The 18858-nt window shown below is 67.8% G+C and carries 20 protein-coding genes; 7 read left to right on the top strand and 13 right to left on the bottom strand.

Annotated features, from left to right (window positions below; genetic code table 11):
- Positions 1-36 precede the first annotated feature (36 nt).
- Positions 37-879 carry an LLM class flavin-dependent oxidoreductase gene (locus ACZ6SA_RS02385; RefSeq protein WP_465826186.1) on the top strand — a complete coding sequence of 281 codons (843 nt, stop codon included), beginning with the start codon at positions 37-39 and terminating at the stop codon, positions 877-879.
- A gap of 57 nt (positions 880-936) precedes the next feature.
- Here the strand turns inward: ACZ6SA_RS02385 and ACZ6SA_RS02380 are convergent, their stop codons facing one another.
- The 6 genes from ACZ6SA_RS02380 to ACZ6SA_RS02355 form a co-directional block, all read right to left on the bottom strand.
- Positions 937-2283 (bottom strand): HAD family hydrolase, encoded by a 1347-nt coding sequence (locus ACZ6SA_RS02380; protein ID WP_465826184.1) that lies wholly within the window; start codon positions 2281-2283, stop codon positions 937-939.
- A 118-nt stretch (positions 2284-2401) separates the two neighbouring features.
- Complete coding sequence (locus tag ACZ6SA_RS02375) at positions 2402-3469, bottom strand: Gfo/Idh/MocA family protein (RefSeq protein WP_465826183.1); 1068 nt, start codon at positions 3467-3469, stop codon at positions 2402-2404.
- On the bottom strand, positions 3466-4605 hold the full coding sequence (locus ACZ6SA_RS02370; protein WP_465826181.1) for a radical SAM protein: 1140 nt from the start codon (positions 4603-4605) through the stop codon (positions 3466-3468). Before ACZ6SA_RS02370 ends, ACZ6SA_RS02375 begins: the two co-directional genes overlap by 4 nt.
- A 322-nt stretch (positions 4606-4927) precedes the next feature.
- Positions 4928-6154, bottom strand: a complete 1227-nt coding sequence (locus tag ACZ6SA_RS02365) for an aminotransferase-like domain-containing protein (RefSeq protein WP_465826180.1) — start codon at positions 6152-6154, stop codon at positions 4928-4930.
- Positions 6129-7784, bottom strand: a complete 1656-nt coding sequence (locus ACZ6SA_RS02360; RefSeq protein WP_347641824.1) for a carbamoyltransferase N-terminal domain-containing protein — start codon at positions 7782-7784, stop codon at positions 6129-6131. The genes ACZ6SA_RS02365 and ACZ6SA_RS02360 overlap by 26 nt, the downstream gene beginning before the upstream one ends.
- The gene (locus ACZ6SA_RS02355; protein ID WP_465826178.1) at positions 7781-8728 is read right to left on the bottom strand and encodes a PHP domain-containing protein; all 948 of its coding nucleotides are present in this window, start codon (positions 8726-8728) and stop codon (positions 7781-7783) included. Before ACZ6SA_RS02355 ends, ACZ6SA_RS02360 begins: the two co-directional genes overlap by 4 nt.
- 440 nt (positions 8729-9168) lie before the next feature.
- Between ACZ6SA_RS02355 and ACZ6SA_RS02350 the strand changes: the two genes are divergently transcribed.
- The 4 genes from ACZ6SA_RS02350 to ACZ6SA_RS02335 all read left to right on the top strand — a co-directional run bounded on the left by ACZ6SA_RS02350 (position 9169) and on the right by ACZ6SA_RS02335 (position 13425).
- A complete protein-coding gene (locus ACZ6SA_RS02350; protein WP_465826177.1) occupies positions 9169-10149 on the top strand; it encodes an ABC transporter ATP-binding protein in 981 nt (326 codons plus the stop codon).
- A 39-nt stretch (positions 10150-10188) separates the two neighbouring features.
- The gene (locus ACZ6SA_RS02345; protein WP_347641827.1) at positions 10189-10950 is read left to right on the top strand and encodes an ABC transporter permease; all 762 of its coding nucleotides are present in this window, start codon (positions 10189-10191) and stop codon (positions 10948-10950) included.
- A complete protein-coding gene (locus ACZ6SA_RS02340) occupies positions 10947-11759 on the top strand; it encodes an ABC transporter permease (protein ID WP_347641828.1) in 813 nt (270 codons plus the stop codon). The genes ACZ6SA_RS02345 and ACZ6SA_RS02340 overlap by 4 nt, the downstream gene beginning before the upstream one ends.
- A 319-nt stretch (positions 11760-12078) precedes the next feature.
- Positions 12079-13425, top strand: coding sequence for a condensation domain-containing protein (locus ACZ6SA_RS02335; RefSeq protein WP_465826174.1), 1347 nt, complete (start codon positions 12079-12081; stop codon positions 13423-13425).
- Here ACZ6SA_RS02335 and ACZ6SA_RS02330 read toward each other — a convergent pair.
- From ACZ6SA_RS02330 to ACZ6SA_RS02315, 4 genes are all read right to left on the bottom strand, one after another.
- Positions 13422-13841, bottom strand: a complete 420-nt coding sequence (locus tag ACZ6SA_RS02330; RefSeq protein WP_465826172.1) for an ester cyclase — start codon at positions 13839-13841, stop codon at positions 13422-13424. The genes ACZ6SA_RS02335 and ACZ6SA_RS02330 overlap by 4 nt on opposite strands.
- A 94-nt stretch (positions 13842-13935) precedes the next feature.
- Positions 13936-14334 carry a hypothetical protein gene (locus tag ACZ6SA_RS02325; RefSeq protein WP_347641831.1) on the bottom strand — a complete coding sequence of 133 codons (399 nt, stop codon included), beginning with the start codon at positions 14332-14334 and terminating at the stop codon, positions 13936-13938.
- Positions 14335-14399: 65 nt separating this feature from the next.
- On the bottom strand, positions 14400-14966 hold the full coding sequence (locus tag ACZ6SA_RS02320; RefSeq protein ID WP_465826170.1) for a GNAT family N-acetyltransferase: 567 nt from the start codon (positions 14964-14966) through the stop codon (positions 14400-14402).
- Between the two features lie 52 nt (positions 14967-15018).
- Positions 15019-15903: a sulfotransferase family protein gene (locus tag ACZ6SA_RS02315; RefSeq protein ID WP_347641833.1), complete on the bottom strand. Its 885-nt coding sequence runs from the start codon at positions 15901-15903 to the stop codon at positions 15019-15021.
- Positions 15904-16176: 273 nt separating this feature from the next.
- Here ACZ6SA_RS02315 and ACZ6SA_RS02310 point away from each other — a divergent pair, with 273 nt between their 5' ends.
- A complete protein-coding gene (locus ACZ6SA_RS02310) occupies positions 16177-16368 on the top strand; it encodes a hypothetical protein (protein ID WP_465826168.1) in 192 nt (63 codons plus the stop codon).
- On the opposite strand, the gene ACZ6SA_RS02305 is transcribed toward ACZ6SA_RS02310, so the two are convergent.
- Both ACZ6SA_RS02305 and ACZ6SA_RS02300 read right to left on the bottom strand, forming a co-directional pair.
- Positions 16292-16459: a hypothetical protein gene (locus ACZ6SA_RS02305; protein ID WP_465826633.1), complete on the bottom strand. Its 168-nt coding sequence runs from the start codon at positions 16457-16459 to the stop codon at positions 16292-16294. The genes ACZ6SA_RS02310 and ACZ6SA_RS02305 overlap by 77 nt on opposite strands.
- Positions 16460-16529: 70 nt before the next feature.
- Entirely contained in the window at positions 16530-16847 is a 318-nt protein-coding gene (locus tag ACZ6SA_RS02300; RefSeq protein WP_465826166.1) for a DUF4874 domain-containing protein, read from the bottom strand.
- Between the two features lie 331 nt (positions 16848-17178).
- On the opposite strand from ACZ6SA_RS02300, the gene ACZ6SA_RS02295 reads away from it, so the two are divergent.
- Positions 17179-17907 (top strand): phosphotransferase, encoded by a 729-nt coding sequence (locus tag ACZ6SA_RS02295; RefSeq protein WP_347641836.1) that lies wholly within the window; start codon positions 17179-17181, stop codon positions 17905-17907.
- Between the two features lie 128 nt (positions 17908-18035).
- Here the strand turns inward: ACZ6SA_RS02295 and ACZ6SA_RS02290 are convergent, their stop codons facing one another.
- A complete protein-coding gene (locus ACZ6SA_RS02290) occupies positions 18036-18851 on the bottom strand; it encodes an SgcJ/EcaC family oxidoreductase (RefSeq protein ID WP_443150394.1) in 816 nt (271 codons plus the stop codon).
- Positions 18852-18858 lie beyond the last annotated feature (7 nt).

The following is an 18858-nucleotide window of genomic DNA, read 5'->3' as shown; positions in this document are numbered from 1 at the left end:
GCCCGGCGGTGGTCGAGCTCCGGATACAATGTGCCGATGCGATTCGCATTCATGCCCGTCCTTTCTGATGAACCGTCGTCCTGGCCGCGGCTGCTGGCAATGTTCCAGGCCGCTGACGAGATGGAATTCTTTGAATCCGGCTGGCTGTTCGATCATTCGTCGTCAGCCGCTGTCAACACGTCAGGCCCGTGCTACGAAACATGGACGGTCATGACGGCCCTGGCCCATGCGACGAGCCGTCTCCGCCTGGGAACCATGGTCCTCGCGGTCGCGCGCCGGCACCCGGCGCTGCTCGCACAGATGGCCCTGACGTTGGACACGATTTCCGAGGGCCGGCTCGAACTCGGCATCGGCGCGGGATGGCGCGAGCTGGATCACCTTCCGCAGGGCATTCCCTTCGGCACGCCCGCGTCCCGCGCGGACCGGCTCGACGAAGGATGCGAGGCGCTGGTTCGTCTTCTTTCGGGCCACACGGTCTCCGCGCACGGAGGCTTCTTCACGCTGGCGGAGGCGCGATGCGACATTCCTCCCGTACAGCGACCGCACCCGCCTCTCTGCATCGGCGGCGGCGGCGAGCGGCGGACTCTGCCGACCGCCGCTCGGTGGGCGCAGCACTGGAACCATCCGGGCGGACGTGCCGAGGACTTCTCCCGCAAGCGCCTGCTCCTGCTCCGGTGCTGCGCGCAGCTCGGCCGCGACCCCTCGGAGATCATCACCTCGGCGACCGTTCACGGAGAGGACTCCGCGCCGGAAAGCATGGTCAAGGAAGTCGCCCAGCTTACGGAGGCAGGTGCTGACCTGGTCATTCTCCGGATTCGGCCACCTCACGAGGCGGCGAGACTTGAGCGGCTGGCGACAGTGCTGGAGCCGCTCCGCTGACGCCGGAACAGGCGTCGGCGGAGGGGTCGCCGGCCGGCGAGGGCGCACGGCGGCAGGTCATCCGGCCGTGACGCGGAACGCCGCGGAGAGCGCGGGCAGCGGCTGTGGTGCGAGGGCGGCCCGGCAGCCGGCGCGCAGTGCACCCGAGACGTCGTCAACGAGCTGGTCACCGACGTGGAGCAGGCGTTCCACGCCCACGCCGAGAGCGTTCGCCGCCTTGACGAACGCCGCGGGAGAGGGTTTGGCGACGCCGGCGGTCGTCGAGGGGATGACGACGTCCGCATACCGGTCGAGCCCTGCCGAGGCCAGGACGTCCACGAGAGTGGGCTGCCAGTTGGACAGAATTCCGATGCGCTGCCCGGCTGCTCGCACCGCGGCGAGCAGTTCTCGCGCCCCCGGCGCGGGGCGCCAGTTGCCGGGGGCGGTGTACGCGTCGAGCACGGTCGCCGCTCCGGATGGCGAGGCGTGGCCGAGCCCGGCCAGGACCTCCCCATAGAAGCGCCGTAGCGTCGTCTCGGCGGTGAACGGATCCGCCCACCACGAGTCCGGAGACCTGAGAACGCCGGTCGCGTTCGCCATGGCCGTACGCACCTCGGACATCGGGAGGGCGGCGCCCGAGCGAGCAAGATGGTCACGTATCACGCGGGCGGGGTCGCGGACGTGCTCGATCAGCGTGAATCCCGCATCGAACGTGACGGCGGCCGGCGGTCCGGGGCGGGGGGATCCCGTCACCGTGGCGAGGAGAGGGGCGAGGTCCGGCAGAGCGGCGCTGCTCGGCAGGAGCAGCGTGGGCAGATGTCCGTGGCTGACGGACCGGCCGGTGAACACGCCCACGGTCCGGAATCCGGCGGCTTCGGCCGCCCGCCACTCCGCCGCCGAATCGCTCACGTACCATGCCCTGCGCGGGTCGACCCCCCTGGCGCGCAACGCGCTGAAGGAGCGCACGCTGGGTTTCGGCTCGGCCGCGTTGTCGCCGTGCACCACAAAATCGAATGCGGTCACGTCGAGCCCGCACGCGCGGAGCTTGCGCCAGGTCTTGACGCCCGGGCCGTTGGTGAGGATGCCGCGGCGCATTCCGGCTGAGGTCGCGGCTCGTACGAGCCGGCGCGCGTCGCACAAGGGCACGGGCGGAAACCGGGCGGAGAGAGCGTCGTATGCTGACGAGTAGCGAGCGAGATCCACTCCCGCGTGGAGACGCCGCACGCACTCCGCGAAGCCCACGTGCCCGTAGTGGTCGGCGAACACCGTCTCGTCGGGCGGCTCCAGCCCGAGAACCCGCGCGACCTCCTGGCACTTCGCCCACCCTGTCGTGTACGTGTCGACCAAGGTGTCGTCGACGTCGAGGACGAGCCATGGGGCGTCTTCTCCCGCGGAGGTCGTCGTCTCCGGTGGTGCAGGCGTCATCGGGTGCTCATCCTCACGTGCTGCGGCCAGGCGATGGTGCGGCGTGTCAGGTCGCGCCGCGTTTCCGCGCAGCCCGCCGCCGTACCACTTCATGCTCGCCAAGGAACGAGTCGAACGCTCAGAGATCGCGCAGCATAGCCGCGATCTCATAGATGAGGGCCAGGTCGGCCACGGCGTCGGAGATCGGGGTGCGTGACGCCGCGAGCTCCAGCGCGCAGTCGAGGAAATGCTCGACTTCAAGCCGGTAAGCGCTGTCGTACGAGGTGATCACCTCACGCCTCACCACATCGGTTCCGACCGTGCACCGCTCGTGGGTGACGGTGGGCGCGGAACGGAGGAACGGGGAGCCGAACCGCAGCTCCGTTGACGCCCCGGGGTAGAAGGCGGTGAGGGTTTCGTCCCAGGCGCTCGCGGTCTGGAAGTCGGGGACGACTTCCAGGTGCACCGGTACGCCGCTCCCGTTCATGACGGCGAGGAAACCGGGACCGAAGGGCGTGCCGAACCGGAAGGCCTCGCGGACCCCGATCGGCCCGATCAGCGTGCGCCCGAGGTTGAGGTCGTGTACGGCCAGCTCCGTCAGGGTCCGCACGTCCTTTACACGAACGGCGGCACCGCCGCCGAGCGTCGTGGCGATCTGTAGGTCGACCGCCGCACTTTCGGCTTCGGCGTCCTGGACCGTGAGGTCGTGACCCTTGACACGCGGATGGAGTCTCTCCTGTTTGTGCCGCGCTCCGGCGAAGACGTGGAGGCGCACGAACATGGGTGGCGCCTCGCTGCCCAGGAGGCGCGCGAATGACGGGTCGTACCGCTTCATGTATCCGACCACCACCGACGACGGGGAGGATCGCTCCAGCTTCTCCAGCGCGGTCGCCTCGTCGATCCCCCAGCACACCGGCTTCTCGACCATGACGTGCAACTGCGCCTCGAGAGCACGCTGGACCAAGGGAGCGTGATGCCGGTTGGCGATCAGCACCGCATCGAGGTCGCGGGACATCAGGTCGTCGGCGGACGGCGCGACGGCTCGGGTGGGCAGACCGTACTCGTGCGCGACGGCGGCAGCGAGGCCGGGGGACAGGTCGCAGACGGCGGAGATCTCCGCCCGCCGGGACTGGGCGAGGTTGGGAAGATGGTGGAGCTGGGCGACCCTCCCGAGGCCGATCACGCCCACGCGCACCCGGCGGCTCACGATTGATCAAGGATCTTGAGACCGCCGAACTCGCGCTTCATCGATTCGGCGGCGATGGGCCTCTCGTCCTCGAACAGGACCGCCAGCGGGTCTATCCAGCACACGTACGAGACACCGTTGGGCATGACGTTGAGGCGTCTTACCTTGCGGTCAGGATTGGGCTCTTCGCTTGATTCGTCGACGTCGAAGTCGATATCGCCCCAGCGGTAGCAGTCCACCTTTGAGTCGCTTTTGCGCTGCACGAAAGTCTTCTCGAGCTCGGGCATCTGATCGAGCTCGGCCACGAGCGAGTCGATCGGAATATGGCCCTCCGCGTTGTAGACCGAGTAATCGGTGGACTTGCGGAACGCTTCGGGAATCTCCGAGCAGGACCGAAAGATGAAGCGGCGGTATCCGAGCTCGCGGCCCCACTCCATGTAGCTGAACATGTCCGGAACGGTGGAGACGCCCTCGGGCGTCATGACGCAACTGAGCCGTGGGGTGAAATGCGTTGAGCTGCGTTGGGTGACATTCCGGTGATCGGCGTCGGTCATGCCGTTCCACGATGGCCCGAACCTCATGATCGCGGCATTCAGGTCTGGATCGAAATGTGCCACGCTGACCGACGCACCGGACAAACCCGCGCTGATGAGGCCATCGAGAAGGGTGGCCTGGCCGGTGGGCGTCTGGACGCTCTTGCCCAGGCCGATGCCGTTGGTGTGCAGCCGCGACTTGTCGAAGCCGGGATTCACGGACCGGGTCAGGTCAAGGAGTCTCTGCGGGCTGAGCGTGGGCTCGCCGCCGGTGTAGGCGACCTTCCGCACGCCGGCGGTCAACGCGAAGCTTTTCACGCGCCGCAGCTGAGGTCCCCAGCTCAGGTATGGTCCGGCGGGGGTGAATGTGATCTCGTTGGAGCAGAACTTGCATGCGGCATTGCATTTCGCCACGACCACCAGCGTCAGAATGGCGCGGTGGCTGACCACATACGTCTCGGCGTCGAACCTCACGATATTGCTGTTCCAGAATTCCTCCCCCTCGAACAGCTCGGGCCGCTCGCCGATGGTGCGGATCACCTCGCCGTTGTGTGGACAGCTTTCATCTCGGTTCGCTGCGCCGGTGGCAACAGCTTCGTCCGCCCGGGCCCCGCTTTCGGTCATTCCGATCCGGCCCTCCTCAATGGGTGGTCAATTCGACTCTATCCATGGGCCAGTATGGTGACAACGGTGTCCGATCAGCAAGGCAAGGTGGCGCCGCGGCGCGCGCGGGATAATTCCCAGGAATGTGTGTGATGATATTCAGATACATTTGCGGGGCGGCATTCCGCTCGACGTCCGGCCCAATGGGAGAAGCGGCGGACCGGCTCCTTCAGGGTGCCGGCACCGTGTCCGTCGCGTGCAGGCGCCTACCGCCGTCTCGCGAGACGAGTCGCCGCCGGCGTCCACGCGGGCGCGGCCCCCCTGCCGGGAGCGCGGGCGGCCGCTACGTGCTTCGCTGGATGGCTTCGCCGAGCACGCGCACTCCGCGCACCAGTTCAGGCTCGGACACCATCGTGAAGGCCATGCGGAACCACTGCTGGTAGTTTCCACCGTCACCGAAGAACGAATCGCCCGGTCTGCAGAGCACACCTTCCTGAGCGCTGTGGTGCATGACCAGGTCTCCCTTGACGTGGCCGGCGAGCTCGATCCAGACAAACATGCCGCCGTGTGGCACGTCGAAGCGAACGGTGTCGCCGCAGTGCTCGCGCAGGCTCGCGACGACGGTGTCGCGCTTGCTTCGATACATTCGCGTGACTCGAGACAGGTGCTCGTCATACCGACCGCTGCGCACGAAGTGTTCAAGGATGCGGGCGGTGAGCTGGCTTGAGCCGAGATCTTCTCGCGGGGCCGCCACGACATCGACGAGATCGGGGCTCGCGCTGAGCCATCCGCAGCGCAGCCCGGGGGCCAGCGTCTTGCTGAAACTTCCGACGGTGATCAGCCGGTCGCCGCCTTCCAGCGTCGACATCGGCGGCAGCTGCGGTCCGTCGTAGCGCAGTTCGGCATAGACGCGGTCCTCGATGACGAGGAAGTCGTACTCGACCGCGAGCCGCAACAACTGCCGGCGGCGGGAGAGCGAGAGCGACCATCCCGTAGGGGTGTTGTAGTCCGCGATGACGTACACCAGCTTGCACCGGCGGCCCGCGGCCTTCAGTTCGCCGAGCCTGCGTTCGAGGACGTCGACGCGCATTCCGTCGCGGTCCATCGGGATGGCGAGAGGTTCGGCGCCGAGGGCACGGCCGATCCGGATCGAGGCGCCCCACGTGGGAGCCTCCACCACGAACACGTCACCGTCGCGGAGTAACGCCCGCCACACGAGCTCGATGGCGTGCGCGGCTCCCGACGTCAGCATGATGCCGTCGATACCGGAGGCACTCGATGAAGCCGCGCCGATGCGCTCGGCCAGGGCGGCCCGCAGCCCGGCGTGTCCCCGTGCGATTCCGGCACGGCCGGGTCCGCCGTAGAACAGGGACGGCTCGGCCTCCGCCAGCGTGTGCTCGGTGAGCTCCAGAAACTCCGAGCGCGGAAAGGTCGTCGCGTCGGGCAGCCCCAGGTCGAGGGGCCACCTTACCTTCCCAGGTGACATGCCAGGCTCCTGACCGGTCGACGGGTTGACAGCGGCGCGTGAGGTAGATTCCAGGGATTCACGCTGATACTTCTGGGTGTTCATAGATCGTCCCGTCTGACCAGATATAAGGCGCCTTCCCCCAGTTCATCGCGCTTGCAACGTCCGGGAAGAAGCCACAGTTCTTGAAATTCGCGCTGGTGTTGCACAGTGCCGGCATGCCGCTGATTTCGCGATATGCCGTGAGAAGCTCAACCAGCTCTGGGCACTGCTCCTCGTTGACGGTCTGCAGCCGTGCGGTTCCATCGACGTGGCAGATGGCAGGCAGACGGTCGCGCCACACATCCCGGACGTGGTGGCTGAAGAGCATGTAAGGATCAGGGGTTCCCGGATCGAAGATCTCAGGTGCGGCGTTCTCCAGGCAGACGGGTGCGACGGGACGGTAAGCCTCGCGATCCTTCATCTCATTCAGACGATCGTGCATGGCTCTGTCCGTGGCCGGCGCGAGGATGCTCCGGTGGCCGAGAGCGCGCGGCCCGAGCTCCGCCCTTCCGGTGAGAAAGACGACAGGTTCGCCGGTCTCGTGCAGAAGCCGGGCGAGCTCCGGCAGGGAACACGGAGATTGTCTCCACGCCGGATCGACCGGCGACGCACCCAGCCGCTGCCCGCTGTAGACGTCCCACTCCACCTGGGAGCGTCCCTCGGCCACGGCCATGGCACAGCAGGCCACGCCGAGCGCGACACCTGAGTCATTGGGGAAGGGCGGGACCCAGACGTTGTCGAACAACCCGCTTTCACGAATCTGACTGTTCCAATTGATGTTCAACGCGGTGCCGCCCGTCAGGCACAGGTTGCGCGGCGGGTCGGGAATCGTCCGGAGCGCTCGGTCGAGGCTCTCCACCAGCCGGTCGCCCAGATAGCGGCTGATGGAGGCGATCATGTCGACCGGTGAGACGTCGGCGAGGTGCATGGCCGGTGCCAGCGCCTCCAGCTGCGCCACCCCCGCCTCGAACCGGAAGGCGTCGTCCGTTCCGAACGGCGACTCGCGGCGACACGCGGCATGACGTTCCTTGAGAGCGGAGTCCAGCGCGGCCATCGCGGCACGGTCCGGCGTGCCCAGCGCCGCGTACGCCATGATCTTGCCCGCCAGCCCGAGATTCTCGAACCCCGAGGCCCGTTGATCGAACGGCGGGAACGACCCGGCAAGCACCGCATACGCGTTGCCCACGAGCGGGAACAGAGCTCCGACCGTCCGCAGCTTCGTGAGATCGCCGCGGCAGTCGTACAGGTACGGATACATCAGGCCGTCCCAGCTCAGGATGAGCGCAGGCTCAGCCGCAACCGCGAACGGGCTCGTACAGTACGCGGCGGCGACATGGCCCGCGTAGTGAGGGAACGTCACGTACTCGAGGTCGAGGGTCCTTTCCCGGACGGGGTTGATGAGGGTCTTCGACCTGATGCCTTCCACGTACGGCCCCAGCCGGACCTCGACGTCTATCCCGCGCCACCGCCGGGTCTTGTAGGGCTCATGCCAGCCGTCGAAGGCGACGAGATCCATGTCGTCCAGCGAGTAACCGAATTCGTCGAGCAGAACCTCCACGTCGCCGAGTTCGTCGATACGCGAATAGCGAGGCCGGTTGGCGATCTTCTCGCTCTCGCAGGACATCACGAGACGGCCGTCCTCGATGACCGCCACGGCCCCGTCGTGGGTGATCTTGATGCCGCACAACCTCATTCGCCGTCATCCGCCTTTCCTGACCAGTGCAGGGGAATGTCCACACCGCAGCGGTCCGCCGCCTCGATCAGGTGCTCAACGGGCATCGGGAACTGTCCGACCGCGGTCTTGCCGTTCCCGTGGAAGTCCGAGCTGCGGAAAGGAACCAGGCGCAGCCGATGTGCTGCCTCCCTTCGGCGGTTCTCATCCGCGGGCGAGTCGTGTCGCGAGCTCACCTCTACGCCCGCGAGCCCTGCGGCCGTGAACCTGCCAAGGTCGCCGACCACGCCGCCCCATGAGTTCCTGCCCGAATGGCACTCCCAGAAGGGGTGCGCTATCACCGGGATCCCGCCGGCGTCGCGGACCATCGCGATGGCGCGTTCGGTGGGCACGTACCGATCCCGTTCGGAGCTCTTCATGGCGTTGTACCGTTCCCTGACGACGGCCGCCGCCCGAACCGGATCCACGTCGAGCGGGCGTGCCAGATATCGGCCGATGAGCGTCGCACTGAGCATCCATTTGCGCGGGTGCAGCGGAGGTCCGTCCTCCTGGACGCCGGCGAGGATGTCTTCGGTGGCAGGGAGGGGCGTGCCGGCGGCGCGCAGGCCGGCCAGTACCCGGCCGTAGACGTCGTTCTTGATCGCGGTCGGCCGGAAGGCGAACTCCTGCACCTTGGCGTCGCGCACGCCGTGGCCGTAGCCCAGCACGTGATATTTGCGGTCGTGGTGCATCGTGCTGATCTCGAGCCCGGGAAGCAGGATGGTGCCGTGCGCCGCCGCCAGGGCCTCCAGTCCGGCATCGTAGGTCGTGCGCGAATGGTCGCTGATGCTCATCACCCGCAGCGCTGCTCGCCCTGCCCGTTCGATGACCTCCTCTGGTGACATCAGGCCGTCGGAGTTGGTGGTGTGCAGGTGGAGGTCGCAGAATGCCTGGCCTGCGGTGCCGTCGCATGGGGAACGAGTCATTGGAGCACCTCAAGAACTCCGGATGTTGTCTGAAGCGTGCAGTCGGCCTGTTCTTGTGATGGCCCGAGAAATGCCCCTGCCGGCCGGAGCACATGTGACGGAGGGTGTCGAGACTTCGAACGAGAATATACTAGTGATGACCGGCCCGACTTTTGGACCGAGCCAATGGGTTCCATCGTCGGGAAGGGACTCTCGTGGTTTTCCGCGGCCGGCACCGGCCGCTCCGGGCGAGCGTGCAACTGATGATTGTCCTCACTTGCACGCTGTTCCGGTAGGCCCGGGAATCGGTCTCCTGCGTCCGGCTTCTTCGACACAGCGTGCACAGGGACATGGCGTGACGATTCCGCTGCGTCCGTCAATCGCGGGACGGGGTCCACGATATCCGTGGGCTTCGGGTGCGGGCTCCTTTGCCGGTGATCTCACCTGTATGATGGCGCGCCATGACGATCAAAGTGCGGGAGTTGGTGAAGGAGTTTCGCCGGTCCGAGCGGAAATCTGGGCGCTTCACCGCACTCCGCACGCTGTTCAGCGCCGATTATGTGCCGACCAGGGCGGTTGATGGCGTCGACTTCAGCATAGAACCCGGGGAACTCATCGGCTACATTGGGCCCAATGGCGCCGGCAAATCGACGACGATAAAGATGCTGACCGGCATTCTGGTGCCCACCTCCGGAACCGTCGAAGTCGCCGGTGTGGTGCCGTGGCGCGAGCGCGAGCGTAATGCTCGTCAGATCGGGGTGGTGTTCGGGCAGCGCACCGGGCTGTGGTGGGACCTCCCGCTGCGCGACTCCCTGGAACTCGTTCGTACGCTCTACGACGTCCCTCGTCAGAGATATCTGGCGAATCTCGAGACCTTTGCCGGCATGCTCGGCCTCGACGAGTTCATCGACGTTCCGGTGCGGCAGCTCTCCCTGGGCCAGCGCATGCGCGGAGACCTTGCGGCGGCGATGCTCTATGAGCCGCGGATTCTCTATCTCGACGAGCCGACCGTCGGTTTGGACATCGTCGCCAAGAGGCGCATCCGTGCATTCCTGGGTGAGCTCAATCGTGATGCCGGGACGACCGTCATCCTCACCACTCATGACCTTGACGATGTCGAGGAGCTGTGCACGCGCGTCATCCTGATCGACCGCGGAAAGGTGCTCTATGACGGTGACGTCGCCGAGCTGAAGAGGCAGCATGCGCCCTGTCACGAACTGATCGTGCATGTGGCGGAGCCGAGGTTCGACGTCGAAATCCCCGGCGTGCGGCGAACACGATGGGAGGACGGTTTCGTCACCCTGACGTTCGACCCGTCCCGCATCGCGGCCGCTGACCTCATCGGCAACGTGCTCGCCGTCCACCAGGTGACAGACCTGTCCATCGTCAGACCGAAGCTCGAAGACGTGGTCGCCGACATCTACGGCGAACGGTCCTCCTAGATGCGGACGAGTCTCGCGGGCTATGCGGCCATCGGCAGGATGCAGGCGCGCACCGTCATGCGGTATCGCGTCGATTACGTGGCGGGACTCGTGCGGCTGCTGTTCCAGATCCTGCTCCTGCGGGTTGTCTGGGAAGCGATCTACTCCGGACGGGCCATGGTCGACGGGGTGCCGTTCTCGGTGACCATCACGTATCTGACACTGGGCAACCTGCAGAACTGGTTGTTCAGCCCATGGATCTTCTCGCTGATTCCCGAACGGGTCAGGGACGGGCTCGTCGCGATCGATATGACGCGGCCGGTGAACTTTCTCGGCCACGTGGTCGCAAGCCAGCTCGGCCGCACTGCGGCGATGGTGCCGTTCGCGGTGGTGGCGCTGCCCTTCGCTGGTTTCGTCGGTGGAGCGCGGCCGGCTCCGTCGCCGGGGGCGATCATCGCCTACGTTGTCAGCCTGGCGCTCGGCTACTGTGTCATCACCATTCTCTCCGTCCTGGTCGGACTGATCACCTTCTGGACGCTGGAGCTCGACGGGCTCTTCTTGATCTACCGCATGGCGGTGCAGTTCCTGTCCGGCGCGCTGGTGCCTCTGTGGTTCATGCCGGACGCCCTGCGCATCGTGGTGGAGATCCTGCCGCTCCAAGCGGTGATGCACACGCCGACGGCGATCTATCTCGGCAGGACGCACGGCGGCGACGTGGTGGTCGCGATGGTCGTGCAGGCGTTGTGGGTCGTGGTCCTGTGGTTCGCCGCGCGCCTGGTGTGGTCTCGGGCGATCCGCCGGATGGTCGTGCAGGGAGGGTGACCACGTTGATACGGGCGCTGCGCATGTGGGCGATTCTGGCCCGTGCCGCGTTACGGGCGGAGATGCAGCATCGCGTGCACTTCTTTTTCGGAATGCTCGGTGGGCTCGCGGTGCAGGGTCTGGGTCTCGTGTTCATCGCGACGATTCTCAGCCGGTTCGGGGATCTCGGCGGCTGGACCTTTCGCGAGATCCTGCTGCTCTATGGCATGCGCCTGACGGCCCATGCCCTGTGGGTGATTCCGTTCGCCTCGCTGTTCCAGATCACCCACGTGGTGCGCTCGGCGGAATTCGACCGATATCTTATCCGGCCGCTCAATCCGCTGATTCAACTCATGACGCGTCGCATGACCATCGTGACGATCGGCCATCTCGTCGGCGGTGTGGCGATCCTGGCGGCCGGCATGGTGAGCTCGGGGGTCGACTGGACTCCGGCGAACGTCCTCCTGCTGATCGCCGCGCTCGTCGGCGGAGCGCTCACCGAGATGTCGTTCCAACTGGTGCTGGCGAGCCTGGCGTTCCGGCTGCACGGCGCCACCGAGATGATGCTCACACTCGACAGCGTCTTCAACAGCTTCGGCAATTACCCGATCAAGATTTTCGGACCGGTGGCGCGGTGGAGCCTGACCACCGTGTTTCCGCTGGCTTTCGCCGCCTACTTTCCAGCGGCCGTTCTCCTCGGCCGGACCGGTGAGCTGTGGGTCCTTCCGTGGATCGCGGCGGCCGCGCCTGCCGTAGGGGTTATATTAGCTGGTTTGGCATACCTCTTCTGGCAATCACAAACTCGCTACTATTCGTCCAGCGGAAACTGATTCATCCGTAACTTGTGCCTTCCGCCCGATATACGCCACCTCTACACTGGCCTGGAAGGTCAGCGGCACCCTTGACGCCGCCCTGGTCGGCTGGCCGCCTTCCCCAGCAGGTGCTCTGGCGCGGGTCTCACGCCGGCATCCATCCCGAGCGTCCCCTCCCCGTCGAAGGCGATGACCGATCGCCCGGGTGAACGACGCCTTCACGGGGCCGGCACCCGGCCCCGTAGGAGCCCTGCACCCGCCCGAGCACGGCGACCTCACGCTGCGACAGCACGACAGAACGGAGATATGGCTGATGTCGGTGGACGTATCGGAGCACATGGACGCGCCGCCACTGGAATTCTCGGAGTGCCGGGCCGGCAGCGGCCCGCTCGCCTGGGCACAGAAGGGCATGTGGAACAACATCCGTGCCCTCGCCCCCGATGACCAGCATCTCAACGTGATGCTGACCTTGGAGGCGCCTGACGGCGGGTCTTCCGTCGACCGGGTGCTGGCCGCGCTCCGCACCCTGGTCGCCAGGCACGACGCCCTGCGCACCACATTCCGCCGCGGCGACGATGACCAGCCAGTCCAGACCGTGGCGGGCCAGGGCGCCGTACCGGTCGCCCTGGCCACGGGGCCCGATGCGGTGCGCCGGTTGTCCGACGCGCAGTCCGGTCTTGCCGCCAGGCGTTTCGACCTGGAAGTGGATCTGCCCTGGCGCTTGGGTCTGGCCATGGCAGGCGGCAGGGTGCAGAGCGTCGTCCTCTGCCTGTCGCATCTGGTCGTGGACGGCTGGGCCACACAGCTGCTGCTGGAAGAGCTCGCGGCGCTGCTGGCCGGCACGCGTGCGTTGCCGCCGGTGACCAGGCAGCCCATCGAGCAAGCCCGTTACGAGCGGGAAGTGCTCGCACCTCGCCTGGGCAAGCGTGTGCCGGCCCACTGGCGCAAGGTGCTGAGCACATGCCAGCTGGGGGATGAAACGTTCACCCTGCGCGGTGAGCCGGCGACGCCACGGTTCTGGCAGGGCTCCTACCTGTCCGAGGCGTCCTCGTGCGCGTCGCGGATGCTGGCGGCCCGGCACGGGGTGAGCCAATCGTCGGTGTTCCTGGCCGCGGCGGCGCGCGTCCTGACCGTGTACGCGGGTCGTGACACGCTTCCGGTCTTGCTCCGGGTGACCAACCGGTTCGCCCCCGAAGTCAAACGGTCGCTCGTGTACCTGTGCCAGAACACCCCGGTGCTGCTGGAGAACGGGGGAGCGCCGTTCCCTCGCCTGGTCCGCTCGGCGCACCAGGCGGCGTTGAGGGCCTACCAATGCAGTCAGTACGACCCGGACGACGTCAGAAGCGTGTTGGACGAGATCCACCAGCCGGACATCATCCCCGATCTGGTCACCTTGAACCTGGTCTCCCACGGTGCGGCCATCGCCGGCGACCGGGGACGGCCGGAACGGCCCGATGGAGCAAAGCCGCGAGACCTACTCCAGGACAGCTCTTTCACCTGGCGCCGCAAATTCGACAACGAACGGATCAGGCTGTTCCTGAGCGTGTTCCGCGGCGTCTCGTACCAGGTGATCGGCGACACCTGCTACTTTCCGCCCGAGCAGATAGAGGCCACCGCCCGGCTCATCGAGGCGACTCTGGTGGATGAGGCCGAGCGGGATTCCGATCCCCTGCGGCCGGGCTAGGACGGAACGGCGCCGAGCTGCCTCAGCTGCGTCAGGAGGTCGACGACGCCCCAGATCTCGGCGATCCGGCCGCCGGCGAAACGGAAGATGAAGATCTCGTTGTACGTGACGGACCGGCCCGTCGGCGGAAGGCCCCTGAACTCGCCCTGGTGGGTGCCGGTGACCGTGTTCCTGGAGACGATCCTGTCGCCTTCGGCGATCACGTCCTCGACCTCGACGCGAATGTCGGGGAATCCGCGAAGAAGCACCGCCCACACCCGCTTGAGCGCCTGCGGCCCCGGCAGCTCCGTCGGCACCGGCGCATGGAAGATCAGGTCAGGGGCGACGACCTCGTCGATGGTCGTCGCGATGAGCTCCGCGTCGCCGCTGTTGACGGCCTCGTGGAAGCGCTGGAACGTCGCTCTGTTGCTGGACATGGGCTTTCCTCGGATCGACGGGCCGCCGGTGGCGACTGGACTGTACTCCACCGGTCCGACGAAGCACCGCCGCGGAATGTGACGGGCGGCGCCGTCACGTCCGGCGGAGCGCGCGGATCACGCCCCTGATCCAGAAGCCGAGCACCACGACGCTCGCCGTGCCGAGGATGGTGATCAGCAGCCAGTCCGAGGAGCCGGTCGCTGGATAGACGGTGTACGGGTTGCCGGTGTCCTCGGCCGGAACGCTGTCGCCCACCCGCTTCAGGCCGTCGCCCGTCGCCAGTGTGACGCGTCGCCGGACCGGCGAGTCGTCGGCGACGAAGTAGCCCACCCACGTACACGTCCGGCCGCCGCAATCTCGCTTGGTGGCGGTGAAGACGCCTGGGACGCCGGAACCGAACTGGGCGGTGTACGCGGGCACGATGTCGCGCGCCGCCAGGACCAGCAACATCCCGGCGAGGACCGGCGCCCCCAGCCACCAGAACCAGCGCAACAGCGCTCTCCTTCCGTGCCGGACCGCGGTCGGCTCGGACGATCTCCGGCCGACCGGGGTCGCGCTCAGCTCGGACGTTCCCCGCTCGACCGGGTCGCGGGCTCGTCGTGCCAGTCGGGGAGCGTCACCGTGCCGGAGAGCCAGTCGCGCCGGAGCACGGCGTAGCCGACCGAGTCGTGGAGGGCGCCGCCGTCCGGGCTCGGCCAGGCCTCCCGGTAGTGCGCCTCCTTGGCGTACCCGCTGCCGCGCAGGATCGCGCGCATGGCGTGGTTGTCCTGGCGGGTCGTGGCCTCGATCCGCATGATGTGGGGGAACTCGGTGAAGACGTACGGTGTCAGCCAGGCGACCGCGGCCGTGCCGAGCCCCTGACCGCGCCGGGTCTCACGGATCCGCAGGTCGAACATGGCGGTGTCGTCGGCGAGATCCTGCAGCCGCACCAGGCCCGCGCGCTCGCCGTCGGCCAGCACCCAGAACGTGCGGCTCTCGTCGTTCCAGTAGAGCCCGTCGGCGGCCCGCCGCCTGACCGTCTCCGCGTCCTGCGTGCCCGCGTGGAAGGGCCAGCCGTTTCCCGTCAGGAAGTCCGCCAACAGGTCGATGTCGTCGGACGAGAACGGGGAGAACTCGATGTGCATTGCCGGATCTTCCCACACGGCAGCCCGCCGGTCACACCGGTTTTCCGCCAGGTCAGCGGTAGCCCCAGGCCTCGGCGTACTCGGCGAGCTCGGGTGGGAGCGCGGTGTTGTCGAAGGTGCGGGCGGGCTGGATCCGTCCGGACTTGATGGTGTCGCTGCGGTCGCCAAGGTTGGGGACGAACCGGCCCTGGTCGTGCTTGCTGTATTCGAGCATCTCCGGCTCCCACGCCACGCCCAGATATTCGCAGACCTCGCGGGTGACCCGTTCCGGCTCGGCGGTCAGCTCTTCGTAGCGCAGCGTGAGACCGTCGAGGGTGCGGCGGGCCTGTTCCAGGGGCTTGAAGTATTTCAGCGCGTTCGCCTCGAGCGCTTCGCGGGTGGAGGTGTTCGTCTTGCGGTTCTCCAGGGAGGACACCACGCCCTCCGGATGGCGCAGCAGGAAGAGGAACTTCGCCTTCGGCCAGGCGTAGTGCAGCCGCTCCCAGAGGAAGACGTTGCCCGGCGTCTTGTCGACGATGATCTCCTTGCCGCTGCGCTCCAGTTCCAGGCGCAGGATGCGGTCCCACAAGGCGTGTTCGAGCTCCACCTTGTCCAGCCCGAGTTCCTGCATGGACTGCTCGGAGAAGTCGGGGGTCAGGTGGACCTCGACGGTGCGCAGGTGCAGCTCGTGCGGGGCGCGGATGCGGGAGTGACTGTTGAGCAACATGCGCAGCAGCGTGGAGCCGGAGCGCACCGAGGCGATCACGAAGACCGGGGAGTCCACCTGCCGCGGCAGGATCGGGATGGAGTAGTCGACGACGTGCGTGCGCTTCGGGGGACGCGGGCGGGAGGCCTTGAGCAGCGGTGCCGGCTCTGGTGCCGACAGCTGGCGCGGCGGGCGCAGCGCCTCGTTCAGCAGCCGAATTCTTCGCTTGATGCCGGTTCTCACAACGCCCATGCGCGCCTGCAGCCCTTTCGTTACCGCGCGTTACCTCATTCCCCCCGGGAATGGGCAGCCGAAACCAGGGGTAACGGCCGCCGTAGTCGGACAAAAGTAACGTAAGGGTGCGGGGTCAGGAAGGCGTTGGCGCAGGTTCACAGCGCATTCTCAGGGACGGCGGCGGCGAGCCGGCCAGCGGGCGATCGGCGCGGCGTCCCGGCGCCGCCCATGGCTGACGGTTACCTCGCGGGTAACCGACGGGCTGACCCCGGGCCGGGCAGGCTGCGCGGCATGACGCACGAGATGAAGAACACCCGTGACATCGTGCAGGAACTGCTGCGGCGCATCGCCGGGGGCGACCACGACGGCGCGGCCGCGATGTTCGCCGAGCACATCGACTGGCGGTTCAGCTGGCCATCCGAAGGGCAGCCCGTGGTGCCCTGGATCCGGCCGCGAGCTCGCTGCCGGTCGCGGAGGGATTGACGGGGGCGGCGTAGCCGTCGTTCCTGACGGTGAAGGTGACCGGAAGCGCCCCGCCCCGGGCGGTCCTGTCCGGGTACGCGCCGGTCCGCAGGGCGAAGCGGTAGCCGAGGCGGCGGGAGATTCGGAGCGCGGCGGGTTGGGGTTGCAGGTCTCACCGCCGATCACCACGGAAGCGGCGGCAGCGCGCTACCGCCGTACAGCGTGCGCTTGCACGCGGGTGTGCGCAGCTGCGCCATCCGCGACGAGGGCAGGACGGCGAGGATCTTGTCGACCACGGCCTTCCTGCCGGCCCGGTCGGCGGCGCTCACCACGCCCTGGTCGCCGAGGTTCTGCTCGCTCCACGCGCCGATGAACCCGGCCTGCATGAGGTAGATGACGTCCTCGTTCGCGCGCAGGTAGGGGGCGAGCCGGTCGAGGTGGGCCAGCGCGGCCTGGCTGATCGGGCCCGTGCGGAACTCGGCCAGGTAGAACACGCACATCACCAGCGAGATGTGGTCGCCGGTGCGGTGACTCCGCAGGGTGGCCGCGGAGAAGTCCTGCTTGTCGCAGTCTCCTTATTAATTGTGGAATCCATGAAAATAACGTCAAGCCTGAAACTATCAAGAGGTCTTCAATGTGGCTTTCTGGCGTGACGCTCGCCAGATAATCAGGGTCTCCTTGGTAACAAGGTGCCGGCGCTGCCCACGCGGCGCCGGTGCGGGGCCCGCCTCGGTGACCCCGCACGCCGGCAGGACCCGGATACCGGTCCTCGAAGCCGTGGCCCGGCCGATGGAGCGGCGTCCCCCGGCCTGATCGGGCAGGCTGGGACGCATGTCCGAAACACACCTGCCCGGCGGGTACGTGAACGCCGTCGTCCGGGTCGGCGACACCGTCCGCCGCCCGCCCGCGCACCGGGCCGCGTACGTGCACGACCTGCTGCTCCTGCTTGAACGCGGCGGATGGCCGGGCGCGCCGAGATTCCTGGGGACGGACGAGCGCGGCCGCGAGATCCTCAGCTTCGTGGACGGCCACGTGGCCTGGGAGGACGTCCAGCCCGACGGCGTCACCTCCGACGAGAGCCTGGCGCGGGTGGCGGAGCTCGTACGCGCGTTCCACGACCTGACCGCGGGGACACCCCTGGCCGGCGACGACGAGGTCGTGTGCCACAACGACCTGTCCCCGAAGAACACCGTCTACCGCGACGAGGGCGCGGGCCTGCGGCCGGTGGCGTTCATCGACTGGGACATCGCGGCGCCGGGACGGCGGATCCACGACGTGGCGCACGTCTGCTGGCAGTACCTCGGCCTCGGTCCGGGAGCCGTCGACGCCGGCAGGCGGATCCGGCTCATCTGCGACGCGTACGGGCTGCGTGAGCGGGGTGGCCTGGTGGCGGCGATCCTGTGGTGGCAGGACCGCTGCGCGCGCGGCATCGAGACGGACGCGGCCGCCGGGATGCCGCACGCGATCAGACTGCGTGACGACGGGGTGGTGGCCCGGATTCGCGCCTGCCACGACTGGGTCGCCGCGCACCGGGCCGAGCTGGAACGCCCGCTGCGCTGACGGCGGCGCCCGGCCGTTCCTGGGCTGTCGCAACCAGGGCTCGGTGATGACGTCGATCGCCCCGACCTGCTCCGGAGGGCGGGGCGCGGGGCCGGGCGCCCGCCGGCACCGTCACCGGCGTCAGACGATCACGTACGGCGTTCGCCGGTGTCGTCATCCAGCGGGAACGACAGGTGCTGGTGCACCATCAGCCACGCGCCGTCACGCCGCTCGAACACGCGGGTGCCGCGCGACCACATGTCGGACGCCTGCCCGTCCCTGCCGGTGACGCGGACGTGGTTGAAGCCCCAGGCCACGGCGAGATCCTCGTTCACCAGAATCCTCAGACCGGGCACGTCGAGGGTGACGTCCGCCTCGCCGGCGGCGTCCAGGCCCCGCGCGCACACCTCGCGCACCGCTTCGGCGCCGGCGTACTCGAAAGGCGCCTCGTGCTCGTAGGAGACCACGTCGTCGGCGACGAAGGCCATCATGCCGTCCAAGTCCTTGGCGGCGGTGCTCGCGTACCAGCGTTCGTGCACCCGGCGCACCTCCTCCTCCCTCGCACCGCGATCCGCGATCGGGAACGAGTGGTGCTCGTGGGCGACGACCCAGCGGCCGCGCTCCTTGCGCAGGCCGAGCGTCAGCCGCAGCCGGTGTCCGGGGTCGGCCGCCAGCGCCCCGGGAGTGCCGCAGCGCAGCAGCGCGAAGGCGAAGGCGACGCCGGAGCCGGCGGTGACCTCCAGGCTCTCGATCTCGAACACGGCCCCCTGCTCCTGCCAGGCGAAGAAGCCCGGCCACGTCTCACGGTAGGCCGCGATGCCGCGGACGCCCTCGTACGGCGGGGGCACGTCGAACATCACGACGTCATCGGCGTGATCCGCGAGCACGGCGTCCATGTCGCCGGCATGCACGGCCTCGGCCCAGTGCCGGATCAGCGCGCGGATCTGCTCCTCGTCGGTGGCCATGGTCGTG

It is taken from the genome of Nonomuraea sp. NPDC049378, assembly GCF_055586745.1.
Note: the sequence above shows the minus strand (reverse complement) of the source record. Positions and strands in the feature narration are given on the sequence as shown.